The 24,520-nt window shown below is 62.9% G+C and carries 25 protein-coding genes, 1 pseudogene and 1 riboswitch; of the genes and pseudogenes, 20 read left to right on the top strand and 6 right to left on the bottom strand.

The window, feature by feature from the left end; translation table 11 throughout:
- The first annotated feature begins 94 nt into the window (after positions 1–94).
- Together aroC and ribB are read left to right on the top strand one after the other, a co-directional pair.
- Positions 95–1,210, top strand: a complete 1,116-nt coding sequence (gene aroC, locus FJ950_RS14745) for a chorismate synthase (RefSeq protein ID WP_140617301.1) — start codon at positions 95–97, stop codon at positions 1,208–1,210.
- Between the two features lie 92 nt (positions 1,211–1,302).
- Entirely contained in the window at positions 1,303–2,403 is a 1,101-nt protein-coding gene (ribB, locus tag FJ950_RS14740; RefSeq protein WP_140617300.1) for a 3,4-dihydroxy-2-butanone-4-phosphate synthase, read from the top strand.
- Positions 2,404–2,422: 19 nt separating this feature from the next.
- Here the strand turns inward: ribB and FJ950_RS14735 are convergent, their stop codons facing one another.
- The gene (locus FJ950_RS14735) at positions 2,423–3,643 is read right to left on the bottom strand and encodes an MFS transporter (protein WP_140617299.1); all 1,221 of its coding nucleotides are present in this window, start codon (positions 3,641–3,643) and stop codon (positions 2,423–2,425) included.
- Positions 3,644–3,763: 120 nt separating this feature from the next.
- Here FJ950_RS14735 and FJ950_RS14730 point away from each other — a divergent pair, with 120 nt between their 5' ends.
- Together FJ950_RS14730 and FJ950_RS14725 are read left to right on the top strand one after the other, a co-directional pair.
- Positions 3,764–4,372, top strand: a complete 609-nt coding sequence (locus tag FJ950_RS14730) for a TetR/AcrR family transcriptional regulator (RefSeq protein ID WP_015318812.1) — start codon at positions 3,764–3,766, stop codon at positions 4,370–4,372.
- A 90-nt stretch (positions 4,373–4,462) separates the two neighbouring features.
- On the top strand, positions 4,463–5,446 hold the full coding sequence (locus FJ950_RS14725; protein ID WP_246681319.1) for a hypothetical protein: 984 nt from the start codon (positions 4,463–4,465) through the stop codon (positions 5,444–5,446).
- 116 nt (positions 5,447–5,562) lie between these two features.
- On the opposite strand, the pseudogene bluB reads toward FJ950_RS14725, so the two are convergent.
- A pseudogene (gene bluB, locus FJ950_RS29805) lies at positions 5,563–6,168 on the bottom strand (5,6-dimethylbenzimidazole synthase); the annotation flags it as partial.
- A gap of 71 nt (positions 6,169–6,239) precedes the next feature.
- Positions 6,240–6,422, bottom strand: a riboswitch (cobalamin riboswitch).
- 178 nt (positions 6,423–6,600) lie between these two features.
- Here bluB and FJ950_RS14715 point away from each other — a divergent pair.
- The 6 genes from FJ950_RS14715 to FJ950_RS14690 all read left to right on the top strand — a co-directional run bounded on the left by FJ950_RS14715 (position 6,601) and on the right by FJ950_RS14690 (position 11,556).
- Complete coding sequence (locus FJ950_RS14715) at positions 6,601–7,527, top strand: histone deacetylase family protein (RefSeq protein ID WP_140617297.1); 927 nt, start codon at positions 6,601–6,603, stop codon at positions 7,525–7,527.
- A 3-nt stretch (positions 7,528–7,530) separates the two neighbouring features.
- The gene (locus tag FJ950_RS14710) at positions 7,531–7,782 is read left to right on the top strand and encodes an exodeoxyribonuclease VII small subunit (protein WP_015318808.1); all 252 of its coding nucleotides are present in this window, start codon (positions 7,531–7,533) and stop codon (positions 7,780–7,782) included.
- A 92-nt stretch (positions 7,783–7,874) separates the two neighbouring features.
- Positions 7,875–8,141, top strand: coding sequence for a DUF2277 domain-containing protein (locus FJ950_RS14705; RefSeq protein ID WP_015318807.1), 267 nt, complete (start codon positions 7,875–7,877; stop codon positions 8,139–8,141).
- A 39-nt stretch (positions 8,142–8,180) separates the two neighbouring features.
- A complete protein-coding gene (locus tag FJ950_RS14700) occupies positions 8,181–9,101 on the top strand; it encodes a pirin family protein (RefSeq protein WP_140617296.1) in 921 nt (306 codons plus the stop codon).
- A 75-nt stretch (positions 9,102–9,176) separates the two neighbouring features.
- Positions 9,177–11,114: a 1-deoxy-D-xylulose-5-phosphate synthase gene (gene dxs, locus FJ950_RS14695; protein ID WP_181171248.1), complete on the top strand. Its 1,938-nt coding sequence runs from the start codon at positions 9,177–9,179 to the stop codon at positions 11,112–11,114.
- Between the two features lie 148 nt (positions 11,115–11,262).
- Positions 11,263–11,556, top strand: coding sequence for a hypothetical protein (locus tag FJ950_RS14690; protein ID WP_015318804.1), 294 nt, complete (start codon positions 11,263–11,265; stop codon positions 11,554–11,556).
- Here FJ950_RS14690 and FJ950_RS14685 read toward each other — a convergent pair.
- The gene (locus tag FJ950_RS14685) at positions 11,553–11,954 is read right to left on the bottom strand and encodes a GFA family protein (protein WP_140617295.1); all 402 of its coding nucleotides are present in this window, start codon (positions 11,952–11,954) and stop codon (positions 11,553–11,555) included. The two genes, FJ950_RS14690 and FJ950_RS14685, sit on opposite strands and share 4 nt — an antisense overlap.
- A 173-nt stretch (positions 11,955–12,127) precedes the next feature.
- Between FJ950_RS14685 and FJ950_RS14680 the strand changes: the two genes are divergently transcribed.
- Positions 12,128–12,892: a TlyA family RNA methyltransferase gene (locus tag FJ950_RS14680; RefSeq protein WP_140617294.1), complete on the top strand. Its 765-nt coding sequence runs from the start codon at positions 12,128–12,130 to the stop codon at positions 12,890–12,892.
- Positions 12,889–14,133, top strand: a complete 1,245-nt coding sequence (locus tag FJ950_RS14675; protein WP_140617293.1) for a class I SAM-dependent RNA methyltransferase — start codon at positions 12,889–12,891, stop codon at positions 14,131–14,133. The genes FJ950_RS14680 and FJ950_RS14675 overlap by 4 nt, the downstream gene beginning before the upstream one ends.
- A 218-nt stretch (positions 14,134–14,351) precedes the next feature.
- Here FJ950_RS14675 and FJ950_RS14670 read toward each other — a convergent pair whose 3' ends face one another.
- The 3 genes from FJ950_RS14670 to FJ950_RS14660 all read right to left on the bottom strand — a co-directional run bounded on the left by FJ950_RS14670 (position 14,352) and on the right by FJ950_RS14660 (position 17,416).
- Positions 14,352–15,035 (bottom strand): transglutaminase-like cysteine peptidase, encoded by a 684-nt coding sequence (locus FJ950_RS14670; RefSeq protein WP_181171246.1) that lies wholly within the window; start codon positions 15,033–15,035, stop codon positions 14,352–14,354.
- 235 nt (positions 15,036–15,270) lie between these two features.
- Positions 15,271–16,683 (bottom strand): metalloprotease TldD, encoded by a 1,413-nt coding sequence (gene tldD / locus FJ950_RS14665; RefSeq protein WP_140617292.1) that lies wholly within the window; start codon positions 16,681–16,683, stop codon positions 15,271–15,273.
- A gap of 172 nt (positions 16,684–16,855) precedes the next feature.
- Positions 16,856–17,416 carry an invasion associated locus B family protein gene (locus FJ950_RS14660; protein ID WP_140617291.1) on the bottom strand — a complete coding sequence of 187 codons (561 nt, stop codon included), beginning with the start codon at positions 17,414–17,416 and terminating at the stop codon, positions 16,856–16,858.
- A gap of 378 nt (positions 17,417–17,794) precedes the next feature.
- Between FJ950_RS14660 and coxB the strand changes: the two genes are divergently transcribed.
- From coxB to FJ950_RS14620, 8 genes are all read left to right on the top strand, one after another.
- On the top strand, positions 17,795–18,661 hold the full coding sequence (gene coxB / locus FJ950_RS14655; RefSeq protein WP_015318797.1) for a cytochrome c oxidase subunit II: 867 nt from the start codon (positions 17,795–17,797) through the stop codon (positions 18,659–18,661).
- Between the two features lie 38 nt (positions 18,662–18,699).
- Entirely contained in the window at positions 18,700–20,352 is a 1,653-nt protein-coding gene (gene ctaD, locus FJ950_RS14650) for a cytochrome c oxidase subunit I (RefSeq protein WP_015318796.1), read from the top strand.
- Between the two features lie 75 nt (positions 20,353–20,427).
- Entirely contained in the window at positions 20,428–21,372 is a 945-nt protein-coding gene (locus FJ950_RS14645) for a heme o synthase (RefSeq protein ID WP_140617290.1), read from the top strand.
- A 2-nt stretch (positions 21,373–21,374) separates the two neighbouring features.
- Positions 21,375–21,536, top strand: a complete 162-nt coding sequence (locus FJ950_RS14640; protein WP_015318794.1) for a hypothetical protein — start codon at positions 21,375–21,377, stop codon at positions 21,534–21,536.
- Positions 21,536–22,168, top strand: coding sequence for a cytochrome c oxidase assembly protein (locus FJ950_RS14635; RefSeq protein ID WP_140617289.1), 633 nt, complete (start codon positions 21,536–21,538; stop codon positions 22,166–22,168). The genes FJ950_RS14640 and FJ950_RS14635 overlap by 1 nt, the downstream gene beginning before the upstream one ends.
- A gap of 1 nt (position 22,169) precedes the next feature.
- On the top strand, positions 22,170–23,051 hold the full coding sequence (locus tag FJ950_RS14630; RefSeq protein ID WP_015318792.1) for a cytochrome c oxidase subunit 3: 882 nt from the start codon (positions 22,170–22,172) through the stop codon (positions 23,049–23,051).
- 330 nt (positions 23,052–23,381) lie between these two features.
- Complete coding sequence (locus tag FJ950_RS14625) at positions 23,382–23,768, top strand: DUF983 domain-containing protein (protein WP_015318791.1); 387 nt, start codon at positions 23,382–23,384, stop codon at positions 23,766–23,768.
- The gene (locus tag FJ950_RS14620) at positions 23,765–24,520 is read left to right on the top strand and encodes an SURF1 family protein (RefSeq protein WP_181171244.1); all 756 of its coding nucleotides are present in this window, start codon (positions 23,765–23,767) and stop codon (positions 24,518–24,520) included. The genes FJ950_RS14625 and FJ950_RS14620 overlap by 4 nt, the downstream gene beginning before the upstream one ends.

Raw genomic sequence — 24,520 nt, 5'->3', positions numbered from 1 at the left:
AAACTAAATCCGTCGGATCACAGTTTGACCACTGTGGAAAACGCCAATAGAAGGCTGGCTTCAGCCGGTTTCGATGCCGGGCAGGGCACTTTCCATGTCTCACAACACGTTCGGCCATCTTTTCCGCGTCACCACCTGGGGCGAGAGCCATGGCGCGGCGCTCGGCTGCGTGGTCGATGGTTGTCCGCCGGGTATCCGTTTCACGCGCGATGAAATCCAGGCCGAACTCGACAAGCGCCGCCCGGGCCAGTCGCGCTTCGTCACGCAGCGCCGCGAGCCCGACGAGGTGAAGGTTCTGTCCGGTTTCGTCTTGGACGAGGACGGAGAGACGATGATCACCACCGGCACGCCGGTGTCGATGCTGATCGAGAATGTCGATCAGCGCTCGAAGGACTATGGCGAGATCGCCCGCCAGTTCCGGCCGGGCCATGCCGACTACACCTACGACGTCAAATACGGCATACGCGACTATCGCGGCGGCGGCCGCTCCTCGGCGCGCGAGACCGCTGCCAGGGTCGCTGCCGGCGCGCTCGCCCGCAAGGTGGTGCCGGGCATGGTGGTGCGCGGCGCGCTCGTGTCGATGGGCGAAAAGTCCATCGACCGCGCCAACTGGAACTGGAATTTCATCGGCGATGCCGAGAACCCGTTCTTCACCCCCGATCCGGCTTCGGTTCCTGTTTTTACGCGGTATCTGGACGACATCCGCAAGGCCGGTTCCTCCGTTGGCGCGGTGATCGAGATCGTCGCCGACGGTGTGCCTGCCGGCCTCGGCGCGCCGATCTACGCCAAGCTCGACCAGGACCTCGCGTCCGGCTTGATGTCGATCAACGCCGTCAAGGGCGTCGAGATCGGCAATGGTTTCGAGGCCGCCCGCATCACCGGCGAACAGAATGCCGACGAGATGCGCATGGGCAATGACGGCAAGCCGGTGTTCCTGTCCAACAACGCCGGCGGCATCCTGGGCGGCATCTCGACGGGCCAGGCGATCGTCGCCCGTTTTGCGGTGAAGCCGACTTCGTCGATCCTGACGCCGCGCAAATCGATCGACAAGGACGGCAGGGATGTCGAAGTGATGACCAAGGGTCGCCACGATCCCTGCGTCGGCATCCGAGCCGTGCCGATCGGCGAGGCCATGGTTGCCTGCGCCATCGCCGACCATTATCTGCGGCACAGAGGACAGACGGGGAAGGGAATAGGCGGTAGGGAATAGGCAGTAGTCAGTGGTCAGCTGCCAGCCCGCCCCTTTTATTCCCTAACCCCTACTGCCCAGTCCCTATTCCCTGCGAGCGAAGCGAGCATTCCATGTCTTATGACCAGAAGAAGATTGTCGAAGCCATCCGCGCCTTCGAACGCGGCGAGATCGTCGTCGTCATGGACGATGACGGGCGCGAGAACGAGGGCGACCTGATCGTCGCGGCCGTCCATTGCACGCCGGAGAAGATGGCCTTCATCGTTCGCAACACGTCGGGCATCGTCTGCACGCCGATGCCGCGCGAGGAGGCTAAGCGGCTGAACCTCGCGCCGATGGTGGCCGACAATGATTCGGCCCACACCACCGCCTTCACCGTCAGCGTCGACTTCAAGCATGGCACGACGACAGGCATTTCGGCCGACGACCGCACGCTGACTGTGCGTAACCTCGCCAACGGCAATGTCGGTGCCTCCGATTTCGTCCGCCCTGGACACATCTTCCCGCTCATAGCGCGCGAGGGCGGCGTCTTGATGCGCTCGGGTCATACCGAGGCGGCGGTCGATTTGTGCAAGCTCGCCGGCCTGCCGCCGATCGGCGTGATCTCGGAACTGGTCAATGACGACGGCACCGTCAAGCGCGGCCCGCAGGTCGCGGCCTTCGCGGAGGAGCATGGCCTCAGGCAGGTATCGGTCGCCGACCTCATCGCTTACCGGCAGCGCAAGGAGACCCTGGTCGAGCGCGTCGCCTGCTCCGACATCGAGACGCTGGGTGGCAAGGCCCAGGTCTTCACCTACACGCTGCCCTGGGACACGATGCATCACGTCGCCATCGTCTTCGGCGACATCCGCGACGGCGAGGAGGTGCCGGTGCGGCTGCATTCGGAGGATGTGGTGACCGACGTGTTCGGCACCAGCCACCGGCTCGACGGCATCATGAAGGCGATGGGCGAACGCAAGCGCGGCGTCATCGTCTATCTCAGGGAAGGCTCGGTCGGCGTTGCCCACCAGGAGCGCAACCGGCCGGCGCCAGGCGACCGCGAGGACCATGAAGAGGCGCGCCGGCGCGAGAGCGAATGGCGCGAGATCGGCCTTGGCGCCCAGATCCTGAAGGACCTCGGCATTTCCTCGATCAACCTGATTGCCTCGCGCGAGCGCCACTATGTCGGCCTCGAAGGCTTTGGCATCCACATCGCCAAGACCGAGATCATCTGAGCTCGACAAACCCTGCCTGTCACTCGGCCGGGATTGCCGCCTCGCATCCTTCCAACTCGCATTCGTGGGTGGCGAGGCTGCGCTGGCCGAGCAGCACCGTGATCAGCGCGATAGCGCCTGACGTCACCGAGACCCAGAATCCGTTCTGGGCGCCGAATGCATCCACCACGGCGCCGGCGGCGAAGGAGCCCAGCGCCATGCCGATGCCGATCCCGGTGGTTACCCAGGTGATGCCTTCGGTCAGCATCGCTTCCGGGACATGCCGCTCGATCAGGCCGAAGGCGGTGATGAAGGTCGGCGAGATCGCCACGCCACTGATGAAGACAGTCAGCGCGAGCGCTGGCACGGTGCTGGCGCTAAGCGGCAGCAGTGTGCCGAGCGCGACCAAGGCAACCGCGATGGCGAGCTGGCGCTGCAGCGGTGCTTTCAGGTTGAGCGCGCCGATGATGATGCCGAGCACGAAGGAGCCCAGCGCATAGACGCCGATGACGAGACTGGCAGTGCCCGGCTGGCCGAGTTCCTTGGTGATCGCCACCGTGCTCACCTCCGTCGTCGCGAAGGTCGCGCCGATGAAGATCATGGCGAAGGTGATGATTTGAACCGGCCCCAGGCGGATTGCCGAGCCGCTGGAGCCATGGTCCACCGGCCGCACTTGCGGCTCGGTCGAACGCTGCAGAACGAAGGCTATCGAGCCCAAGGCGAGGAACAGCGTGCTGACGAGCACGCCCGCTTCCGGGAACAGCGCGGCGCTGAGGCCCACAGATAGCGATGCGCCGGCGATATAGACCAGTTCGTCCGCCGCCGACTCGAAGGCGAAGGCGGTGTTCATCTCGGACCGGCCCCGGAAAATCTCGGTCCAGCGCGCCCGCACCATGGCCGGCATGCTTGGCATTGCCGCGGCCAGCAGCGCCGACGCGAACAGCGTCCATACCGGCCAGTCTTGATTGGCCGATGCGATCAGGGCCGCGAATGCGAGCACGGAGATGATGGTGGTGGGTACGACAACCCGCGTCTGGCCGAGGCGGTCGACCAACCTCGATATTTGCGGCGCCAGGAAGGCATTGGCCAAGGCGAATGTCGCCGAAACCGCACCCGCCAGCCAGTATTCGCCACGCGTCTGCGACAGCATCGCCACGATGCCGATCGGCGCCATGGCGATCGGCAGGCGCGCCATGAAGCCGGCGGCGGCAAAGCCCCTGGCTCCGGGCGCGCGAAAGATTTCCGAATAGGGGTTTTGCATGATCCTGTTCCTCGACAAGGGGCGATTCGACAATTACATACGAGACGTATAAGTGTTAAATAGAGCATACGTCGCGTATGTCAATTGGCATACGGAGCGTATGTAAGTAAGGCCAGAAGCATGCATCGACCGCGCAAGGAGATGATCGCCGAGACACGCGCCAAGCTGATCGCCGCGGCGCGCCAGGCTTTCGGCACCATTGGCTATGCCGAAGCGTCGATGGATGATTTCACCGCGTCGGCCGGGCTGACGCGCGGCGCCCTTTATCATCACTTCGGCGACAAGAAGGGACTGCTTGAGGCGGTTATCGCCGAAATCGACGCGGAAATGGCGGCCCGGGTGAATGAGGTCGCGTCGCGGGCGCCGACCCGCTGGCAGCATTTCGTCGACGAATGCACCACCTATATCGAAATGGCGCTGGAGCCGGAAATCCAGCGCATCATGTTCCGGGATGGTCCGGCTGTGCTGGGCGATCCGGCACTGTGGTCGAATGCCAATGCCTGCGTCGGTTCAATGACCGATCATCTGACAGCGCTGCAGCGGGAAGGGGTGGTCGTCCCCGGCGTCGACCCGGAGTCGGCAGCGCGGCTGATCAATGGGGCGAGCAGCCAGGCCGCGCAGCGCATCGCCAATTCGCAAGATCCCGAAGCGACATCGAAGATGGTGGTGGCCGCGTTCAAGCAATTGCTCGAAGGCCTGCTGAAAAAGCCGGAAGCGCTTTCAAGATGAACCGCCATGGCAGTCCCGCCACTGCCTGCAATTGACAATAGCCGGTTTGAGCGCATCCTCCGCAGCCATCTCTGAGGGGAGATTCGGGGCGTGTGGGATTTCGATATCGGCAGGTCGGTGTCCATCATGATGCGGACCTGGCCTTTCATTGTCTTTCGCATGATCGTCTATTTCGGCATCACGCTGGCCTACATCGTGGCCACCGGCACCGGCGCCTCCGTCGGCTATGGCGTCGGCCATATTTCTACCGATCCCGACGGACCATTGTCTTTTGCGATGTGGGGCGGCGTGGTCGGTTTCGGCATCGTCTCGATCGCCGTCTACTGGATCCGCGAATACATTCTCTACGTCGTCAAGGCGGGCCATATCGCCGTCATGGTGCATCTGATCGACGGCAATGATATTCCCGACGGCCAGAACCAGATCGCCTACGCGAAAGAGGTCGTGACCGAGCGTTTTGCCGAGGCCAACATCCTTTTCGTCGTCGATCAATTGGTCAAGGGCGCCATACACGCCATCACCGGCCTGCTCGGCGGCATCGCGGCCTTCCTGCCCATTCCTGGCCTGAGCGGCCTGGTTTCGTTCCTCAACACGGTGATTCGCCTGTCGCTGACCTATGTCGACGAGATCATTCTCGGCTACAACATTCGCATCAGTTCGTCCTCGCCGTTCGAAACCGCGCGCCAAGGCGTTGTGCTCTACGCCCAGAACGGCAAGACCATGGTCAAGAATGCCGTCTGGCTAGGGGTCATCATGTGGGGCGTGTCGTTCGTGATTTTCCTGCTGATGCTGGCTCCGGCAGCCGCTATTCTTTACGTCATGCCCGGGCAGCTCGCCGGCTGGGCTTTCGTGCTGGCAATCGTCTTTGCCTGGGCTTTCAAGGCGGCCTTCATTGAGCCGTTCGCCATTGCCTGCCTGATGCAGGTCTATTTCAAGACTATCGAGGGTCAGGTGCCCGATGCCGCCTGGGACGCCAGGCTGGCCGAAGCCTCGTCGAAGTTCAGGGAACTCAAGGACAAGGCGCTCTCCACTTTCGGCGGTTCGCGCTGGGGCACGGCCGGCGCGACGCGCTGATCGGCTAGGCTCGCGGGCGCACCGGCGGCGGTACCGAGGCGCGCCACTGCTGATTTGAGCGGCGCTTCGCCTTGTCCGCGAAAAGTCTCGCTCATGATAAGCTCGGGCAACGGCAGCCGCCGGCCCCAGCCGTGTGTTTCGAGATCCGGCTTCGGTGCGAATTCGGAAACGCGGCCGACGCAGAGATAGGCGATCGGCGTCATTTGATCGGGAATGGCCAGCAAGCTTTTCAGCGCTTGCGCCTCGATGATGCTGACCCAGCCGACGCCGACGCCTTCGGCACGCGCGGCCAGCCAGAAATTCTGCACCGCGCAGACCGTGCTGTAGAGATCCATCTCCGGATTGTGCCAGCGCCCCAGCGGCGAGCCTTTCGAGCGCTCGCGGTCGCAGGTGATGCAGATGTTGAGCGCGCTTTCGCAAATGCCTTCCAGCTTGAGCTTGCGGTAGAGCGCCTGCCGTTCTGCTTCGATTTCAGGCAGTTCCCGTTCTCGCGCGGCCAGGAACAGGTCGCGCACCTCCGCCCGCCGCGCGGCATCGCGAATGACGATGAAATTCCAGGGTTGCATGAAGCCGACCGATGGCGCGTGGTGGGCGGCAAGCAGCAGCCGCGCCAGCACCTCGTCGTCGATCGCCTCCGATGTAAAATGGCTGCGGACGTCGCGCCGTGTGAAGATGGCGCGGTAAACAGCGTCGCGCGCAATCTGGTCAAATCCATCGCCCATTGGAGCGGTCATAGCTTCCGGCATCGCTTGTCCCCTTGCGATTGCAATCGATGTCATCCGCCTGACCATGCGGATGACGATGCCTGCCAGGCCGGTCTTCTGGCTCGGGATCGACCCGCGTCCGGTGCCTTCCCGTCATCGACAGTGGCATTTACCGGCGCGGTCCCCCTCACAGCGTTGGGCACGCCACGGAGTTCAACCGTGTTCCCGATTCTCCCGCCAAGGCATTTGCAGCCAAGTGGAATCACTTGGCGTCGCAAAATGCCGCTAAAACAAACAGCCCGGCGGGCACCAGGCAGTGGTTGCGACCTTACGCCGAAGGGCCGGCGCCGCCAATGCCCGCAGCGACATGAATGGACGCAGGTTCGATTTTCCCCAGCGATCAAGCCGCAACGCATGGCCATCACGACGCCGGGGCACTAGATAGGGGGCATGGCCACCCGTCTCTACACGCACCCGATCTTTCTCGAACACATCACGCCGCCCGGTCACCCCGAGCGGCCCGACCGCCTGCGCGCCATCGAGCGCGTGCTCGACGACGAAGCTTTTGCCACGCTTGACCGCGTCGAGGCACCGCACGGCGACGAGGCGACCATCCTCTACGCGCATCCCGCCGATTTCGTCGCGCGTGTCCGCGCCGCCATCCCCGACGAAGGCATTGCCCGCATCGACGCCGACACCACCGCCAGCCCGAAAAGCTGGCAGGCGGTGATTACGGCGATCGGTGCCGCCAATGCCGCCGTCGACGACGTCTTTGCGGGCCGCGCCGACAACGTCTTCGTCGCCGCCCGCCCGCCCGGCCACCATGCCGAAAAGACCACGGCCATGGGCTTCTGCTTCTTCAACACGGCCGCAATCGCAGCGCGCCATGCGCAGAGGAAGCATGGCGCCGAGCGTGTCGCTGTCGTCGACTGGGACGTGCATCACGGCAACGGCACGCAGGATATTTTTTGGGACGATCCCTCGGTGCTCTATTGCTCGACGCACCAGATGCCGCTTTATCCCGGCACGGGCGCGAAGAGTGAGACCGGCGCCGGCAACATCGTCAATGCGCCGCTGGCGCCTCGGACGGGCAGCGAGGTGTTTCGCGATGCGTTCCTGTCGCGCGTGCTGCCGGCACTCGACAATTTCGCGCCGGATCTGATTATCGTTTCGGCCGGCTTCGACGCGCACCATCGCGACCCGCTGGCGGAAATCAATCTGACCGAGGACGATTTCGACTGGGCGACCGGCCAGCTGATGCAGCGCGCCGCAATCCACGGCGGTAACCGGCTCGTCAGCCTGCTCGAGGGCGGCTACGATCTGCAGGGATTGGCATTTTCGGTCGCCGCCCATGTCGGGCGACTGATGAAAGGATGAATGATGACCGGTGAGATCAACGAAGACGTCAAGGCGATGAGCTTTGAACAGGCACTCGACGCACTGGAGAAGATCGTCGATGATCTGGAGCGTGGCGACGTACCGCTCGACCAGTCGATCCGGATTTACGAGCGCGGCGAGGCGCTGAAGGTTCATTGCGACCGGCTGCTGAAGGCCGCCGAGGACAAGGTCGAGAAGATCAGGCTGTCGCGCGACGGCAAGCCGGTTGGAACCGAGCCGCTCGACGCGGACTGAGGTCCGGAGCAGCCTTACCGGTTTTTGGACACGATCATCATTGAGGATACAGTTCGTCCCGATTGAAACGGACAAGAGGAGATACGGAAGCGATGTGCAGAAACATCAAGACCCTGTTCAATTTTGATCCGCCGGCAACCAACGACGAAGTCCGCGACGCGGCACTGCAGTTTGTCCGCAAGCTGAGCGGCACGACGCGGCCTTCTGCCAAGAACCAGCATGCGTTCGATCATGCCGTCGAAGCCATCGCGGCATCCGCACGCGAATTGCTCGATTCCCTCGAAACCCACCAGCATCCGCGCAATCGCGAAGAGGTGGCAGCCAAATTAAAAGCAAAAGCGGCGATCCGGTTCGCCTGATATGCCCAAGCGCCCACTGACCGCTGACGAGGAGAGTTCATGAGCTTCTTCCCCGGCAAGGACCCTGAGGCCGGCGATGCCTTCGCCAGCGACCAGATCGAGCTGATGGTTATCCCTAACGCCAAGGACATTGGCGGTTTCGAGGTGCGTCGCGCCTTGCCGACCGCCAAGCGGCGCCTGGTCGGGCCGTTCATCTTCTTCGATCGAATGGGTCCCGCGATCATGCGCGCGGGCCAGGCGCTCGATGTCCGTCCCCACCCGCATATCGGCCTGTCGACCGTGACCTATCTGTTCGACGGCAAGATCAGGCACCGCGATTCGCTCGGCACCGAAATGGTCATTCAACCCGGCGACGTGAACCTGATGACGGCCGGTCGCGGCATCGTCCACTCCGAACGCACGCCGCAGGAATTGCGCGGCGCGCCGATGTCGATCTCCGGCCTGCAGACCTGGTTGGCTCTGCCGGACGGCAAGGAAGAGGTGGCGCCGGTGTTCGAGAACACAGCGGCGCTGCGGCTTCCCGAAATCGACGCCGAAGGCGTCTGCGGCCGCGTCGTCATCGGTGATTTCCAGGGTTTGCGGTCTCCGGTGCGGGCCGATTCCGAGACACTCTATGCAGATTTGCGGCTGGCGCCCGGCGCCAGCGTCAAAATCCCGCCCGATGCCGAGGAGCGCGCCATCTACACGCTGGAGGGCGAGGTCTCGATTTCGGGTGATGTCTTTCCAGCGGAACGGCTGCTGGTGTTCCGGCCCGGCGACGAGATCGTCATATCGTCATCGACGGGTGCGCATTTCATGCTGTTCGGCGGCGCGTCTCTCGGTTCGAAGCGCTACATCTGGTGGAATTTCGTTTCCTCGTCCAAGGAGCGCATCGAGCAGGCCAAGCAGGAATGGAAGACCGGCCGCTTCGATATCGTTCCTGGCGATGAGAAAGAATTCATCCCGCTGCCGGAAGGCTGAGAAGATCGGTGAGGGGCTGACCGTCCGCGTCAGCGACACGCATTTACTTTCGCCGGCCGGCGGCCTATCCCGCCGATGAACAGAAAGTCTGGGCCCAACGTGAACGCAACGCCGCATACGCCGCTTCTCGATAGGGTTCGCGTCCCGGCCGACCTGCGCACGCTGGCCGAGAGCGACTTGCCGCAATTGGCATCGGAGCTTCGCCTCGAATTGATCGACGCGGTGTCGCGCACCGGCGGCCATCTCGGTGCCGGCCTTGGCGTGGTCGAACTGACCGTGGCACTGCATTATGTCTTCAACACACCCGATGACCGGCTGATCTGGGATGTCGGCCACCAGGCCTATCCGCACAAGATACTGACCGGCCGTCGCGACCGCATCCGCACCTTGCGCCAGGAAGGCGGGTTGTCGGGCTTCACCCGCCGAGCCGAGAGCGAATATGACCCGTTCGGCGCCGCCCACTCCTCGACATCGATATCGGCCGGCCTCGGCATGGCCGCCGCCCGCGACCTCTCAGGCGGGCGCAACAATGTCATCTCCGTCATCGGCGACGGCGCCATGTCGGCCGGCATGGCTTATGAGGCGATGAACAATGCCGGCGCGCTCGATGCGCGCCTCATCGTCATCCTCAACGACAATGACATGTCGATCGCCCCGCCAACCGGCGCCATGAGCGCCTATCTGGCGCGTCTGGCTTCCGGCAAGGCCTATGTCGGCCTGCGCGACTTTGGCAAGAAGCTGACCTCCTATCTAGGCAAGCGGGCCGATCGAGCCATCACCCGCGCGGTCGAGCATGCGCGCGGTTACGTCACCGGCGGCACCTTGTTCGAGGAACTCGGCTTCTATCACATCGGCCCGATTGACGGTCACAATCTGGAGCATCTCATCCCGGTCCTGAAAAATGTCCGTGACAACGGCAAGGGTCCGGTGCTGATCCATGTCGTCACCCAGAAGGGCAAGGGCTACGCGCCGGCGGAGGCGGCCGCCGACAAGTATCATGGCGTCAACAAATTCGACGTCATCACCGGCGCACAGGCCAAGGCGCCGGCCAATGCACCGGCCTACACCAAGGTGTTTGCCGAAAGCCTGATCCAGGAGGGGCGCGAGGACGACCGCATCGTCGCCGTCACCGCCGCGATGCCGGGCGGCACCGGCCTCGACCTGTTCGGCGAGGTGTTTCCGTCAAGGACTTTCGACGTCGGCATTGCCGAGCAGCATGCGGTGACCTTCGCCGCCGGCCTGGCGACGGAAGGCTACAAGCCCTTCGCCGCGATCTATTCGACCTTCCTGCAGCGTGCCTACGATCAGGTCGTCCATGACGTCGCGATCCAGAAACTGCCGGTGCGTTTCCCCATCGATCGCGCCGGCTTTGTCGGCGCCGACGGTGCCACCCATTGCGGCGCGTTCGACACCACCTTCCTGGCAAGCCTGCCGGGCTTTATCGTAATGGCCGCGGCCGACGAGGCGGAATTGCGTCACATGGTGCGCACCGCCGCCAGCTATGACGATGGGCCGATCGCCTTCCGCTATCCGCGCGGCAACGGCGTCGGCGTCGACATGCCCGAGCGAGGCTCTGTTCTGGAGATCGGCAAAGGCCGCATCGTCCGGGAAGGCAGCAAGGTTGCCCTCCTGTCGTTCGGCACAAGGCTGCAGGATTGCCTCATCGCGGCCGAGGAACTCGGCGCGGCCGGGCTTTCCACCACGGTCGCCGATGCCCGTTTCGCCAAGCCGCTCGACCAGGATCTGATCCGGCGGCTGGCCCGCTCGCATGAGGTTCTGGTGACGGTGGAGGAGGGCGCAATTGGCGGCTTCGCCAGCCATGTGCTGCAATTCCTCGCCCATGAAGGACTGCTCGAAAGCGGGCTGAAGGTACGCCCGCTGGTGCTGCCGGATGCCTTCACCGACCACGCCAAGCCAGAGAAGATGTATGCCGATGCTGGCCTCGACGTCGCCGGAATCGTGCGCACCGTATTCATCGCGCTCGGTCATACGGTCCGCGCCCAGCGCGCCTGAATCAAAACCTCAACAGCTTGAATCAGTTTGCCGGCTCGATTTTATAAGGCATTGTTAACGTTGCCGTTTGGCGTTTTGCTTACCCTGTCCCTTGGCCGTTTTTCAACGCCGCCCTGCTAGATCACAGCCAGGCAGGGAGACAACGAGAATGAAGACGCTTCTGTGCGGCGCGGCCTTCTTGGCGGTGATGGTCGTACCGGCTGCCGCCGAAACGCCCTACGACCGCAATCTCGAAAAGGCGGCGATAGGCATTGTCGCCGGCAAGATGGGCGATATCCGCGGCGGCTTTTCCTACAAGCAAATTCCGCAGCTTGTGGTGCCGCCGGATCCTTCGCCTGTATCACCTGTTGCGACCGGGCATGCGCGTGAGCAGGCTTCAGGCGGTCGAGACGACGGTTTGTCTCCAGCCATCGAGCGCCAGGCTCCGCGAACCATCTTCTAAAACCACATGTCGCGTACGCAGCGGCCGTCGCGCGGCAGATCGTCGTAAGTGTCGAGGCCATCGAAATGGTCGATCGGCAGATCGGCGACGGCCTCGGGGGGCGCCAGCCGGACATTGACGGCCATGCGTCTTCGACCCGAGGCGCTGGCGCGCAGTCCGCGCCAGCCGAGCACGCAGGCGCAACGCGGGCAGAACAGGATCTCGAGCGACGGGTCTTCCTGTCCGGCGCGCGTATAGCTGCCCATTGGCCCCGAAACGCGAATGCGTTCGTCGACATAATCATAGGCCCAGAGCGTGCCATAGCGGCGGCAAAGCGTGCAGTTGCAGGCCGTCACCGGGCCGGGGTCGCCCTCCAGCGTCCAGTGGGCGGCGCCACAGTGGCAGGTTCCCGTCAGCATTCGTTCTCCTTCGAGTTGCGACAAACAGAGGGCTCTTCGTGGCCAATATTCTGCCGGACCGGCATAATGGGCGCAAGCCGCGGCCTGGTTCGATGCACCAGCCGCTCTCGTAGGATCACTTTGGTCCATCTAATGTCCTTGCCTTCACCGCGGGCTTTCGTCAGAGAAGGCCGATGAACTCGCCTCTGCCAGCAAGCACACGCCAGCGGCTCGACGACCTGCTCGTCCAGCGCGGGCTGTTTGCCAGCCGCTCGCGCGCCCGCGACGCGGTGGAGCGCGGCACGGTGACGGTCGACGGCGCCATAGCCCGCAAGCCCGGCCAGAACGTTTCGCCGCAATGCGTTGTCGCCATCGACGATCCGGCGCAAGCCTATGTCTCGCGCGCCGCGCTCAAGCTGATCGCCGGGCTCGACCATTTCAGCCTCGACCCGGCCGGTCGCGAGGCCCTCGACATCGGCGCCTCGACCGGCGGTTTCACCCAGGTGCTGCTCGAACGCGGCGCGTCCCATGTCACGGCAATCGATGTCGGGCATGGCCAGATGCATCCTGATGTCGGTGGTGATCCGCGCGTGACCGTGATCGAGGGCCTGAACGCGCGCGATCTCACCGTTGCCGATCTTGCCGGCCGCAATCCGGATTTCATCGTTTCCGACGTCAGTTTCATCTCGCTGAAACTGGCGCTGCCGCCGGCACTCGCCATTGCCAAGCCCGGCGCCGGTGCGATCTTTCTGGTCAAGCCGCAATTCGAGGCCGGTCGCGAGGCGATCGGCAAGGGCGGTTTGTTGAAGGATCCCTTCGATGCCGCCCGTGTCGCGGGCCTGCTGCAGGATTGGCTGGATGCCGTTCCCGGCTGGCGCTCGCTTGGCCTGCATCTGTCGCCGATCGAAGGTGGCGACGGCAATCGCGAATTCCTGCTCGGTGGGATCAAGGACCGATGAGCGTACGCTTCACAATACGAAAGCTCGGATCGCAGGGCGACGGCATCGCCGAAACCGAGAGCGGCGATCTGTTCATTCCCTTCACGCTGCCGGGCGAGATCGTCACCGCCGCGCGCGAGCGGGATCGCGCCACGCTGATGGCGGTGCTGGAAGCCTCTCCGCTGCGCGTCGAACCCGCCTGCCGCCATTTCACCGAATGCGGCGGCTGTGCCCTCCAGCATTTCGAGACCGAAGCCTATCGCCGATGGAAACGCGAAAAGGTGGTGCACGCATTGAGGGGCAAGGGCATCGAGTGCGAGATTGGCGAACTGGTCGCCTGCGCGCCGCAGTCGCGCCGCCGCGTCGTGCTTGCCGCCCGGCGCACGGACGCAGGCATGCTGCTCGGCTTCAATCGCCATCTGTCGCCCGAGATCATCTCCATATCCGAATGCCCGATCTCACTGCCCGAGATCGTCGCGGCACTCGGCCAGCTGAGGGCGCTGGCCGAATTGATATGCGCCACCACCAAATCGTTCCGGATGGCGGTCACCGTTACGGGTTCCGGCCTCGACATCGCGGTGCACGAGTCAGGCAAGCTCGGCGAACACCAGCGCCGTATCGCCTCCAACTTTGTCATTGCGCAAGGCTTTGCCAGGCTGTCCATCGATGACGAGATCGTCATCGAACCAAGGAAGCCCGTGGTCATGTTCGGCAGTGTTGCGGTCGCCGTGCCGCCCGGCGCCTTTCTGCAGGCGACGGAGGCCGCCGAACGGACCATGGCCGAGATCGTCGGCGGACATCTGAAGCGTGCAAAAAAAATTGCCGATCTCTTTGCCGGTTGCGGCAGCTTTGCCTTGCGGCTGGCGGCGAAATCGGAAGTCCATGCGGTCGAAGGCGACGCGGCGGCGCTTTCGGCGCTCGACCGGGGATCACGTTTCGCGACCGGCCTCAAGCGGGTGACGGGCGAACGACGCGACCTGTTTCGCCGGCCACTGACCTTCAAGGAGTTGAACGCCTTCGACGGCCTTGTCTTCGATCCGCCGCGCGCCGGCGCCGAAGACCAGTCGAAGCAGATCGCCCGCTCGGATGTTCCATACGTTGCTGCGGTGTCCTGCAACCCGGTGACGCTGGCCCGCGACCTGCGCATTCTCATCGACGGCGGCTATACCCTGAACAGCGTGACGCCAATCGATCAGTTCCTGTGGTCGCCACATGTCGAGGCGGTCGCCTTGCTGGAGAAACCGAGGAGGAGGCGCGGCTGAGCACGGTTCGTTGAGACTGCTGAGGCCAAACCGCGCTTCCGAAGCGCTGCTGCGGGATCCTCCGGTTAGAGCAACTCCAGGAAGAGTGCGTAGCGGTTTTCCGTCCGGAATTGCGTCGAAATGAAGAGAGAGCGGTTCAGCGCTTTTATCAAACACCGAACCGCTCTAAAAAAGCCGCCGAACGCCTGTAATGCCTGAACCGTACGGTCCAGGCAGGCTCAATCTACGAGCTTTGCAGCATTCGCGAAGGTTTTCGGCGTGCCGCCTCGCTGGTTGACCGACTGCCAGACATTCGGATTCTGCTGCGATTGACGTTTCAGGAAGTAGTAGCCGGTTGCGTTCCAAGGCCTGATTTGGTCGACCATATTGTCGAGGACAAGATCGCCTTTGTCGGTTTTCACCGTCAGGATGGTGTGGCCCTCATTGTTGAGATCGCGCACGACCGTCATCAACAGCGCTTGTCGGGGAAATCCAGCCTCTTGAAGGAGCTTGCGTTTGTAGAGGGCGTAGATCTTGCAATCGCCTTTGCCGTCAACCGGATAATCCCAATGGTCCGCCATCGTGCCCCAGTGATCGAAATTGCTGACGGGTTTGATGGCGCTGTTCGCCTTCTGATTTATCCGCTTGAGGATGCGGAAGGTCCGCGCTGTCAGCTTGACATTCGCGGCCGGCAGAGCCGGCACCTTGCACTCTTTTGGGCGGCGATGACAGAAATCGATCCAACCGTAGGGGACGCTGGTGCTTCCACCCACGGAGGCAGAGCGCGACCCATCCATGGAAGATTGGGTCGATCGCGACTTGAACAACGTCGACTGGGCCGACGCCGGACTGGCTAGCAGCGATGCCGCACCAATCAACGAAACAAAGCCAAGCAGGAGAGCCAGGACGGGGGAGTGCCGCATTGCCAAAACCACCACCGCAACGAGGAACTGGTGCTGCGTTCGTGCGCGAGAGGCAGCCCAGGCAGTCAAAGACCTAATAATTTGTTAATGTGGATTGTGTCCACTTCAAGGTCCCGGCCGCCGAAAAGCCGGTCCCTGTCAGGCCGGCCCCTGTCAGGATGACAATGGGCATGGTGGAGGGCGCCTGCATCCGGAAACGTCACGGCGGGTGATGACACCGGAACGGCACCGAGTTTCAAACCCGCGTGCCGCCGACCGTCATCTGGTTCATCCTGAGATGCGGCTGGCCAACGCCGACGGGTACGCCCTGGCCGGCCTTGCCGCACATGCCGATGCCGTTGTCGAGCTTCATGTCGTTGCCGACCATCGAGACGCGGTGCATGGCATCAGGCCCGTTACCGATCAGCATCGCGCCTTTGATCGGCTGCGTCACCTTGCCGTTCTCGATCATGTAGGCCTCGGTGCAGCCGAACACGAATTTGCCCGACGTGATGTCGACCTGGCCACCGCCGAAGGAGACGGCGTAGATGCCGTTCTTGACGGAGGCGATGATTTCGTCCGGCTCCATGTCGCCTGAGGTCATGTAAGTGTTGGTCATGCGCGGCATCGGCTGGTGCGCATAGCCTTCTCGCCGGCCATTGCCGGTGGCTTTCATGCCCATCAGCCGGGCATTCTGCCGGTCCTGCATGTAGCCGACCAGTTTGCCGTCCTCGATCAAGACGTTGCGGGCCGAAGGCGTGCCTTCGTCGTCGACGGTGAGTGAGCCGCGCCGCTCTGGGATGGTGCCGTCGTCGACGACCGTCACCCCCTTGGCGGCCACCTGCTGCCCCATCAGGCCGGCGAACGCCGACGTCTTCTTGCGGTTGAAATCGCCTTCAAGACCATGACCGACGGCTTCGTGCAGCATCACGCCCGGCCAGCCATTGGATAGCACGATGTCGAAAGTGCCTGCCGGGGCCGGGATTGCCTCCAGGTTGACCACCGCTTGCCGGAGCGCCTCCCTGGCGGCGTGCTTCCAACTATCCTCGATCAGGAATTCGCCGAATGCCTTTCGCCCGCCCATGCCATAGGAGCCGCTTTCCTGGCGGTCGCCGTCGCCAACGACGACCGAGACGTTGACGCGGACCAGCGGCCTGATATCGCGCACTATCTGACCGTCGGCACGCACGATCTCGACATGCTGCCAGGATGCGGCAACCGAGGCCGTTACCTGGCGCACGCGTGGATCCTCGGCGCGCAGCCAGGCGTCGATTTCTTGCAGCAGCTTCGCCTTGGCCTCGAAGGAAGGCGAGGGGATCGGGTTCTCGTCGCCGTAGAGATGGCGGTTGGTACGGGCGGGGGCTGCCGCAAGCGTGCCGGAATAGCCACCCTTGACGGTCGAGACGGCTTCGGCCGCGCGCAGCAGCGACGCCTCGGACAGGTCGCTGGAATGAGCGTAGCCGCTGGCCTCGCCGGCGACGGCCCGCAGGCCAAAGCCCTGGTCGGTGTTGAAATTGGCGGTCTTCAGCTTGCCATTGTCGAACATCAGCGCTTCGCTCTCGCTGTATTCGAGGAAAAGCTCGCCGTCGTCCGCGCCCTTGATGGTGTCAGCGACGATCTGCTTGATGCGGTCGTCTGAAATGTCGAATTGGCCGATCAGGCTGTTCATGGCGCGTCCGTCCGTGGGATGTTTGCTTTCCCCCGATGTAGGCGTGAAGCCGCGCCCGCACAATCGGCAATGAGGAATCGGCGCCGACGAATGATTTCGTTCGCTGAACGCAAGGCATGCGTCTGGGGTCGGCAAAAGCCGCGTCCAGGCCTGGTTCAGCGCGAAGCCGCGATCAGGGCAGAGCGGCGAAGCCTTCGGCGAAACCCTTGAGGTCGACGGGAATGCCGATACCCTCTTCCGGGGTCTGGAAAACGATGAATGTTGCCGACGTACCGGTCTTCAGCGTGTCGAGCAGCGGCTTTTCGAGAATGACCTCGGCATAACAGCCGTCCTGGAAGCAGCGCACGAAATAGGCGCGGCCAATGTCCTTGCCGTCGACATTGAGCCCGAGGCCGTTCGGCAACAGCACGCCGAGCGGCGCCAGCACGCGCAGGATCTCGGCCTTGTTGTCGGCGGTGCGCAGCACGACGACCGAAAGCCCCATCTCCGGACGATCCTCGGCGACGACGTTCTGCATCATCACGCATTGTTCCGAGGTGGCACCGGCCGGCGTGTCGCAGATGATCGACCATGCGCCATGCGTCGAGCGCACCGTGCCGCTTGGCTGGGCAGCATTGGCCTTGCCGGCGACGGACAGACCGGCCGCGCACAGGACCGCGAGAAACACGGCGTTTGCCAGGGTTCTCGAAAGGCCCAGTCGCGTATGCCTCAGTCTCGAAAGCCAAGAGTTCATGACGGCTCCATTGCGAATCACGGCACTTTAAGCCGCGCCAATGCCAAGTAAAGGACGAGACCGTGGCCGGACTGTCCCTAAAAAGGCAATGCGGCGCTTTTCCCTGCCAAATTCGCCTGAATTACGACGCTTTGCGGGTGTCGCCGGCACAAGGCGTGCGGGCCGCCGAACATACGCGATTCGCCACTACGGCCATTGCCCCGGACGAGCCACGTCAGCTTGCGCGCAAAAATGCCGCACGGTTTCGACCGCTCCTTTCTTGCGGAGGGAAAAAGAGTATGGTTTGAACCAGCTTGAGACTGTCCGGGATTCCCGTCCCGGCATTGTTCGTTATTCTCGCGGGCACAGCCGGTGAGAGACTGGGAGACGAAGAGGGCGATGAGAAAATTCCTAGCGAGCACCGGTGCTGCTGCCACGTTCCTCGCCTGCGGATCCGCTTATGCGGACCAGCCCAGGCCGTGGGAGACCGGCTTCCAGGCGCCTGCGACCGACATGATGCGGCAGATCGAGTGGTTCGGAAACTACACGATGTGGTTTATCATCCCGGTCACGGTCCTTGTGCTGTTTCTGCTGATCTACTGCATCGTCAAATTCCGCGCGAGCGCCAATCCGACCCCGTCCAAGACCAGCCACAACACGCTGATCGAGGTGATCTGGACCATCGGCCCTGTCGTCATCCTGCTTTGCCTCGCCATCCCCTCGTTCCAACTCCTGACCGCCCAATATACGCCGCCGGAAGAGGCCAAGCTGACCGTCAAGGCAACCGGCAACCAGTGGAACTGGGATTACGAATACCAGACCGACAACACGCTCGCCTTCAATTCGGCCATTCTTCAGGATGGCGATCGCGCCAAGGCCGGCAAGGAGGATCGCGCGGTCTATCCGCGCCTGCTCGCCGTCGACAACGAGCTGGTCGTGCCGGTCAACACGATGACCCGCGTGCTTGTCACCGCGACCGACGTGATCCATTCCTTTGCCGTGCCGTCCTTCGGCATCAAGATCGACGCCGTTCCCGGCCGCACCAACGAGACCTGGTTCAAGGCGGAGAAAGAAGGCCTCTACTACGGTCAGTGCTCGCAGCTCTGCGGCAAGGACCATGCCTTCATGCCGATCGCCGTTCGTGTGGTGTCGGACACGCAGTTCAAGACCTGGCTGGCCGCGGCCAAGACCGACCTGCCAGGTGCCAACAAGACGCTCATGGCCGAGGTCGATGGCCAGAACAAGGTAGCGGCCGCCGGCAACTGATGCCGCGGGTTAGCAAGATTTAGGGAACGGAGCGGAACATGGCAGACGCTGCAGCTCACGACGGGCACGACCACAAGCCGTATCATGGCTGGGTGCGCTGGGTTTATTCGACCAATCACAAGGATATCGGTACGCTCTACCTGATCTTCGCGATCATGGCCGGCATAATCGGCGGCGCGCTTTCGGTCGCCATCCGCATGGAGCTGCAGGAGCCTGGCATCCAGATCTTCAGCGGTCTTGCGCAGATGGTCTATGGCATGAACGGCGACGCCGCGATCGACGGCGGCAAGAGCATGTACAATGCGTTTGCCACCGCGCACGCGCTGATCATGATTTTCTTCATGGTCATGCCGGCCCTGATCGGCGGTTTCGCCAACTGGATGGTGCCGATCATGATCGGTGCTCCCGATATGGCGTTCCCGCGCATGAACAACATCTCATTCTGGCTGCTGCCGCCGGCGTTCATCCTGTTGCTCACCTCGATGTTCGTGCCGAGTGCGCCCGGCGCCTTTGGCGTGGGCGGCGGCTGGACGCTCTATCCGCCGCTGTCAACTTCGGGCCAGCCCGGACCGGCCATGGATCTGGCGATCCTGTCGATCCACATCGCCGGCGCCTCCTCGATCCTCGGCGCCATCAACTTCATCACCACCATCTTCAACATGCGTGCCCCCGGCATGACCCTGCACAAAATGCCGCTGTTTGCCTGGTCGGTGCTGGTCACCGCCTTCCTGCTCTTGCTGTCGCTGCCGGTTCTGGCCGGCGGCATCACCATGCTGCTCACCGACCGCAACTTCGGCACGACCTTCTTCGCGCCTGACGGTGGTGGTGACCCGATCCTGTTCCAGCACCTGTTCTGGTTCTTCGGTCACCCGGAAGTTTACATCCTGATCTTGCCGGGCTTCGGCATCATCAGCCATATCGTCTCGACCTTCTCGAGGAAGCCGGTATTCGGTTACCTTGGCATGGCCTACGCCATGGTCGCGATCGGCGCGGTCGGCTTCATCGTCTGGGCGCACCATATGTATACGACGGGCCTGTCGCTCGATACGCAGCGCTACTTCGTCTTCGCCACCATGGTCATCGCGGTGCCGACAGGCGTGAAGATCTTTTCCTGGATCGCAACCATGTGGGGCGGATCGATCTCGTTCAAGCCGCCGATGCTGTGGGCGCTGGGCTTCATCTTCCTGTTCACCATCGGTGGCGTCACCGGTGTCCAGCTGGCCAATGCCGGCCTCGACCGGTCGCTGCATGACACCTATTTCGTCATTGCCCACTTCCACTACGTACTGTCGCTGGGCGCGGTGTTCGCCATCTTCGCCGGCTGGTACTACTGGTTCCCGAAGATGACCGGCTACATGTACTCGCCCGTCATCGCCAACACCCATTTTTGGGTCATGTTCGTCGGCGTGAACCTGATCTTTTTCCCGCAGCACTTCCTCGGCCTCGCCGGTATGCCGCGCCGCACCATCGACTATCCTGACGCGTTTGCGGGCTGGAACATGGTTTCGTCCTACGGTTCGTATATTTCGGCCGTCGGTGTGGTGATCTTCCTCTATGGCGTGTTCGAAGCCTTCCAGAAGAAGCGGATCGCCGGCGCCAACCCGTGGGGTGAGGGTGCTACCACGCTCGAATGGCAGCTGCCTTCGCCGCCGCCGTTCCACCAGTGGGAGCAGCTGCCGAAGATCAAGTAAGGCGGCTCCCGCTCGAATACAAAACCGCCGGCCCGCCGGCGGTTTTGGCCAACGGAATGATGGACTTGAGTACGCATGGCCCTAGTCGACAAAACCAGCATTGACGAAGCGGGCTTCCGTATGTCGGAAGCCACGGCGGGCGATTTCTTCGCCCTGCTGAAGCCGCGCGTCATGTCGCTGGTGGTGTTCACCGCCTTTGTCGGGCTGGTCGCGGCACCGGTGACCATCAATCCGCTGCTGGCGGTGATCGCCATCCTTGCCATTGCGATTGGAGCCGGCGCCTCTGGCGCGCTCAACATGTGGTACGACGCCGACATCGACGCGGTGATGACCAGGACCGCCAGCCGCCCGGTGCCTTCCGGCCGGATCCAGCCGCACGAGGCGCTGAGCTTCGGCCTGGTGTTGTCGGTGCTGTCGGTGATGACGCTCGGCGTGTTGGTCAACTGGTTGTCGGCGACGCTGCTGGCCTTCACCATCTTCTTCTATGCCGTGGTCTACACGATGTGGCTGAAACGCTCGACGCCGCAGAACATTGTCATTGGCGGTGCAGCGGGCGCCATCCCGCCGGTTATCGGCTGGGCCGCGGTGACCGGGTCGGTCAGCCTCGAAAGCATCATCCTGTTCCTGATCATTTTCCTGTGGACGCCGCCGCATTTCTGGGCGCTCGCGCTGTTCAAGTCCGAGGACTATGGCCGCGCCGGCATCCCGATGATGCCCAACGTCGCCGGCCATGCATCGACCCGCCGTCAGATTTTCGCCTACGCGCTGGTGCTGGCCCCGGTCGGCGTGCTGCCCTGGCTGCTCGGCTATACGACGCCGTTCTACGGCGTGGCCGCCTTGCTGTTGGGGGCTGGTTTCGTCTGGTATGCCTGGAAAGTGCTTGGCATGGCCGACGATGACCGCGTCATGAAGCCGGCCAAGGCCCTGTTCGCCTATTCGCTGCTCTATCTCTTCGCAATCTTCGCCGCCTATCTGGCAGACAGTGTCGTCGAACGCGCGCTTGCCATGGGTGGGGCATGACCATGGCCGAGAAAGAACTCGAAACGGTGACCTTGACCGATCGCCAGAAGAAGGCCCAGCGCAGCCGTTCCATCGCCATCGGCGTGGCGCTGGCGGTGCTGGTCGTGATCTTCTACATCGCGACAATCGTGAAGTTCGGCCACAATTTGTCGGGCTCGATGTGATGAGCGCCGAGACGTCCAAGAAGACGGTAAGCAAGACCGGCAACCGCGTTGTCGCGGTTGTCTGCCTTGCCTTCTTCACCGGCATGATCGGCATGGCCTATGCAGCCGTGCCGCTCTACAAGATGTTTTGCCAGGCGACCGGCTATGGCGGCACGACGCAACGTGCCGAGAAGCAATATGCCGGCCGCGTGCTCGATCGCGAGATCACCGTCCGTTTCGACGCCAACATCGCCGGCGTGCCATGGGAGTTCCAGCCGGTCCAGCGCTCGATGACCATGAAGATCGGGCAGACCGTGCAGGCGCATTATCAGGCGACCAACAAGTTCGATCGCCCCGTCACCGGCCGCGCAACCTTCAACGTGCAGCCGGAACTGGCGGGTCCGTACTTCAACAAGGTCGAATGCTTCTGCTTCACCGATACGACGCTGAAGCCGGGCGAGACGCTGGACATGCCGGTCCTGTTCTATGTGGACCCCGACATCGTGAATGTGCCGGAACTGAAGGACGTGAAGACGATCACCCTGTCCTATACGATGTTCCCGGTCGAGAAGACCAAGCCGGTGGCGTCGTCCGGGCCGGCCCAGGGCAATAGCAAGACAGTTTCAGATACCGAAGGAAATCTCGGGGGTTGATATGGCAGACGCGCACGCAAAACCACACCATGACTACCATCTCGTCGACCCGAGCCCGTGGCCCTTCCTGGGATCGGTAGGGGCGCTTGTCACCGCTTTTGGCGGTGTCTGCCTCATGGAATACCTGAAAGGCGGCTCGTTCCCGATCTTCGGCGTCAACATCGCCAATCCGTGGCTGTTCTTCATCGGCATTGTGATCGTGCTGTACACCATGTTCGCCTGGTGGTCGGACACCATCAAGGAAGCGCATGAAGGCCACCATACGCGCGTCGTGTCGCTGCACCTGCGCTACGGCATGATCATGTTCATCGCCTCGGAGGTGATGTTCTTCGTTGCCTGGTTCTGGGCCTATTTCGATGCCAGCCTTTTTGCCGGTGAGGTGCAGAACTATGCCCGCCACACGTTTACCGGTGGTGTCTGGCCGCCGAAGGGCATGGAGGTTCTCGATCCCTTCCATTTGCCGCTCTACAACACCATCATCCTGCTGCTGTCGGGCACCACGGTCACCTGGGCGCACCACTCGCTCATCCATGGCGACCGCAAGGGCCTGATCAACGGCCTGGTGCTGACCGTCGGGCTTGGCATGCTGTTCACCATGGTGCAGGCTTACGAGTACATGCACGCGCCGTTCGGCTTCAAGGATTCCATCTACGGCGCCACCTTCTTCATGGCGACCGGCTTCCATGGCTTCCATGTCATCATCGGCACCATCTTCCTGCTGGTCTGCCTGATCCGGGCGATGAAGGGCGACTTCACCCCCAAGCAGCATTTCGGCTTCGAGGCGGCCGCCTGGTATTGGCACTTCGTTGACGTGGTCTGGCTGTTCCTGTTCGCCTCGATCTACGTCTGGGGATCGGTCGGCGCGGTGATCGAAGGCCACTGATCCAGCCTTTTGAGTTTCAATTTCGGGAAGGCGGCCGCGGCGACGTGGCCGCCTTTCTTCTTTTCGGCGCAAGGATCGCCAATCGATGAAAGATGCGGCTGACTTCAATTTGCGCATTTTATCGTCTTGGCATTCCGGCTCTTGCCCGAGAAGGTCTTGCGCGTCGAGGAGGCGAAGCGGCTTCAGCTAGTGGGGCTGGCTGCTTCAATTGGTCGACTGGACCGATGACTGCATTGGGGTTACGGAGTCCGATATGGACAAATCTGGGCGATGGTGGCCGATGGGGCGCCGATCGAGATCGAGCAATAGCCATGAATTACGGCACTACGCATGAGTGAAGACAAGGCGATCTGGCCTCCGATCGATCCGATTTCGGCCGGCCTGCACGGCCGCTGCCCGCGTTGCGGCGAGGGGCGGCTGTTTTCCGGCTTTCTCACCGTCGGCAAGCGCTGCGTCAATTGCGGCCTCGACTATTCCTACGCCGATGCCGGCGATGGACCGGCCGTGTTCGTCATCCTGATCATCGGCTTCATCATCGTCGGTCTGGCGCTCTGGGTGGAAGTGACGCTGAGCCCGCCGCTCTGGCTGCATCTGCTGATATGGATCCCACTCGCCCTGGTGCTGTGTCTCACGGCGCTTCGGCTAATCAAGGGCGTGCTGCTCACCCTGCAATACAGCAACAAAGCAGCCGAGGGTCGGCTGGATCGCGGCGAATGAGCGAAGCGTCCCTCAAAGACCGCGGCCATTCGCGGCCACGATCGGCACTGTTGTTCGTCCTTGGCCTTGTGCTGTTCTTGATTCTGCTGGCGCTGGGCACCTGGCAGGTCCAGCGCCTGCACTGGAAGGAAGGCCTGCTGCAGACCATCGACCAGCGCACCCATGCGGCGCCACGACCGCTTTCCGAGGTCGAGAAGGAATTCGCCTCGACCGGCGACGTCGACTACACGCCGGTGACTGTCACCGGCACTTTCCTGCATTCCGGCGAGCGGCATTTCTACGCGACCTGGGAAGGGGATGCCGGCTTCAACGTCTATACGCCGCTGGCCCTAGACGACGGCCGTTTCGTCCTGATCAACCGCGGCTTTGTTCCCTACGACCTCAAGGATGCGGCGAAGCGCGCCAAGGGACAGGTAACGGGCAGGGTCACGGTCACCGGGCTTGCCCGCAACCCGCTGCCGGCAAAGCCCTCCATGATGCTTCCCGACAATGATGTGGGGAAGAACATCTTCTACTGGAAGGACCGCGACGTCATGGCCGCGAGCGCCGGCCTGCCGGCTGGGTTCACCTTGGTGCCGATCTTCATCGATGCCGACAAGACGCCAAATCCCGGCGGCCTTCCGGTCGGGGGTGTCACCATCATCGACCTTCCGAACAGCCATCTGCAATATGCCGTCACCTGGTACGGGCTTGCCGCGGCACTCGCCGCGGTGCTTGTCCTCCGGCTCCGTCGGCCCGCGAAAGAGGAATGA

The sequence above is a fragment of the Mesorhizobium sp. B2-3-14 genome (assembly GCF_006442175.1).
Taxonomy (GTDB): Bacteria; Pseudomonadota; Alphaproteobacteria; order Rhizobiales; family Rhizobiaceae; genus Mesorhizobium; species Mesorhizobium australicum.
This window is presented reverse-complemented; position numbering and strand designations above follow the sequence as displayed.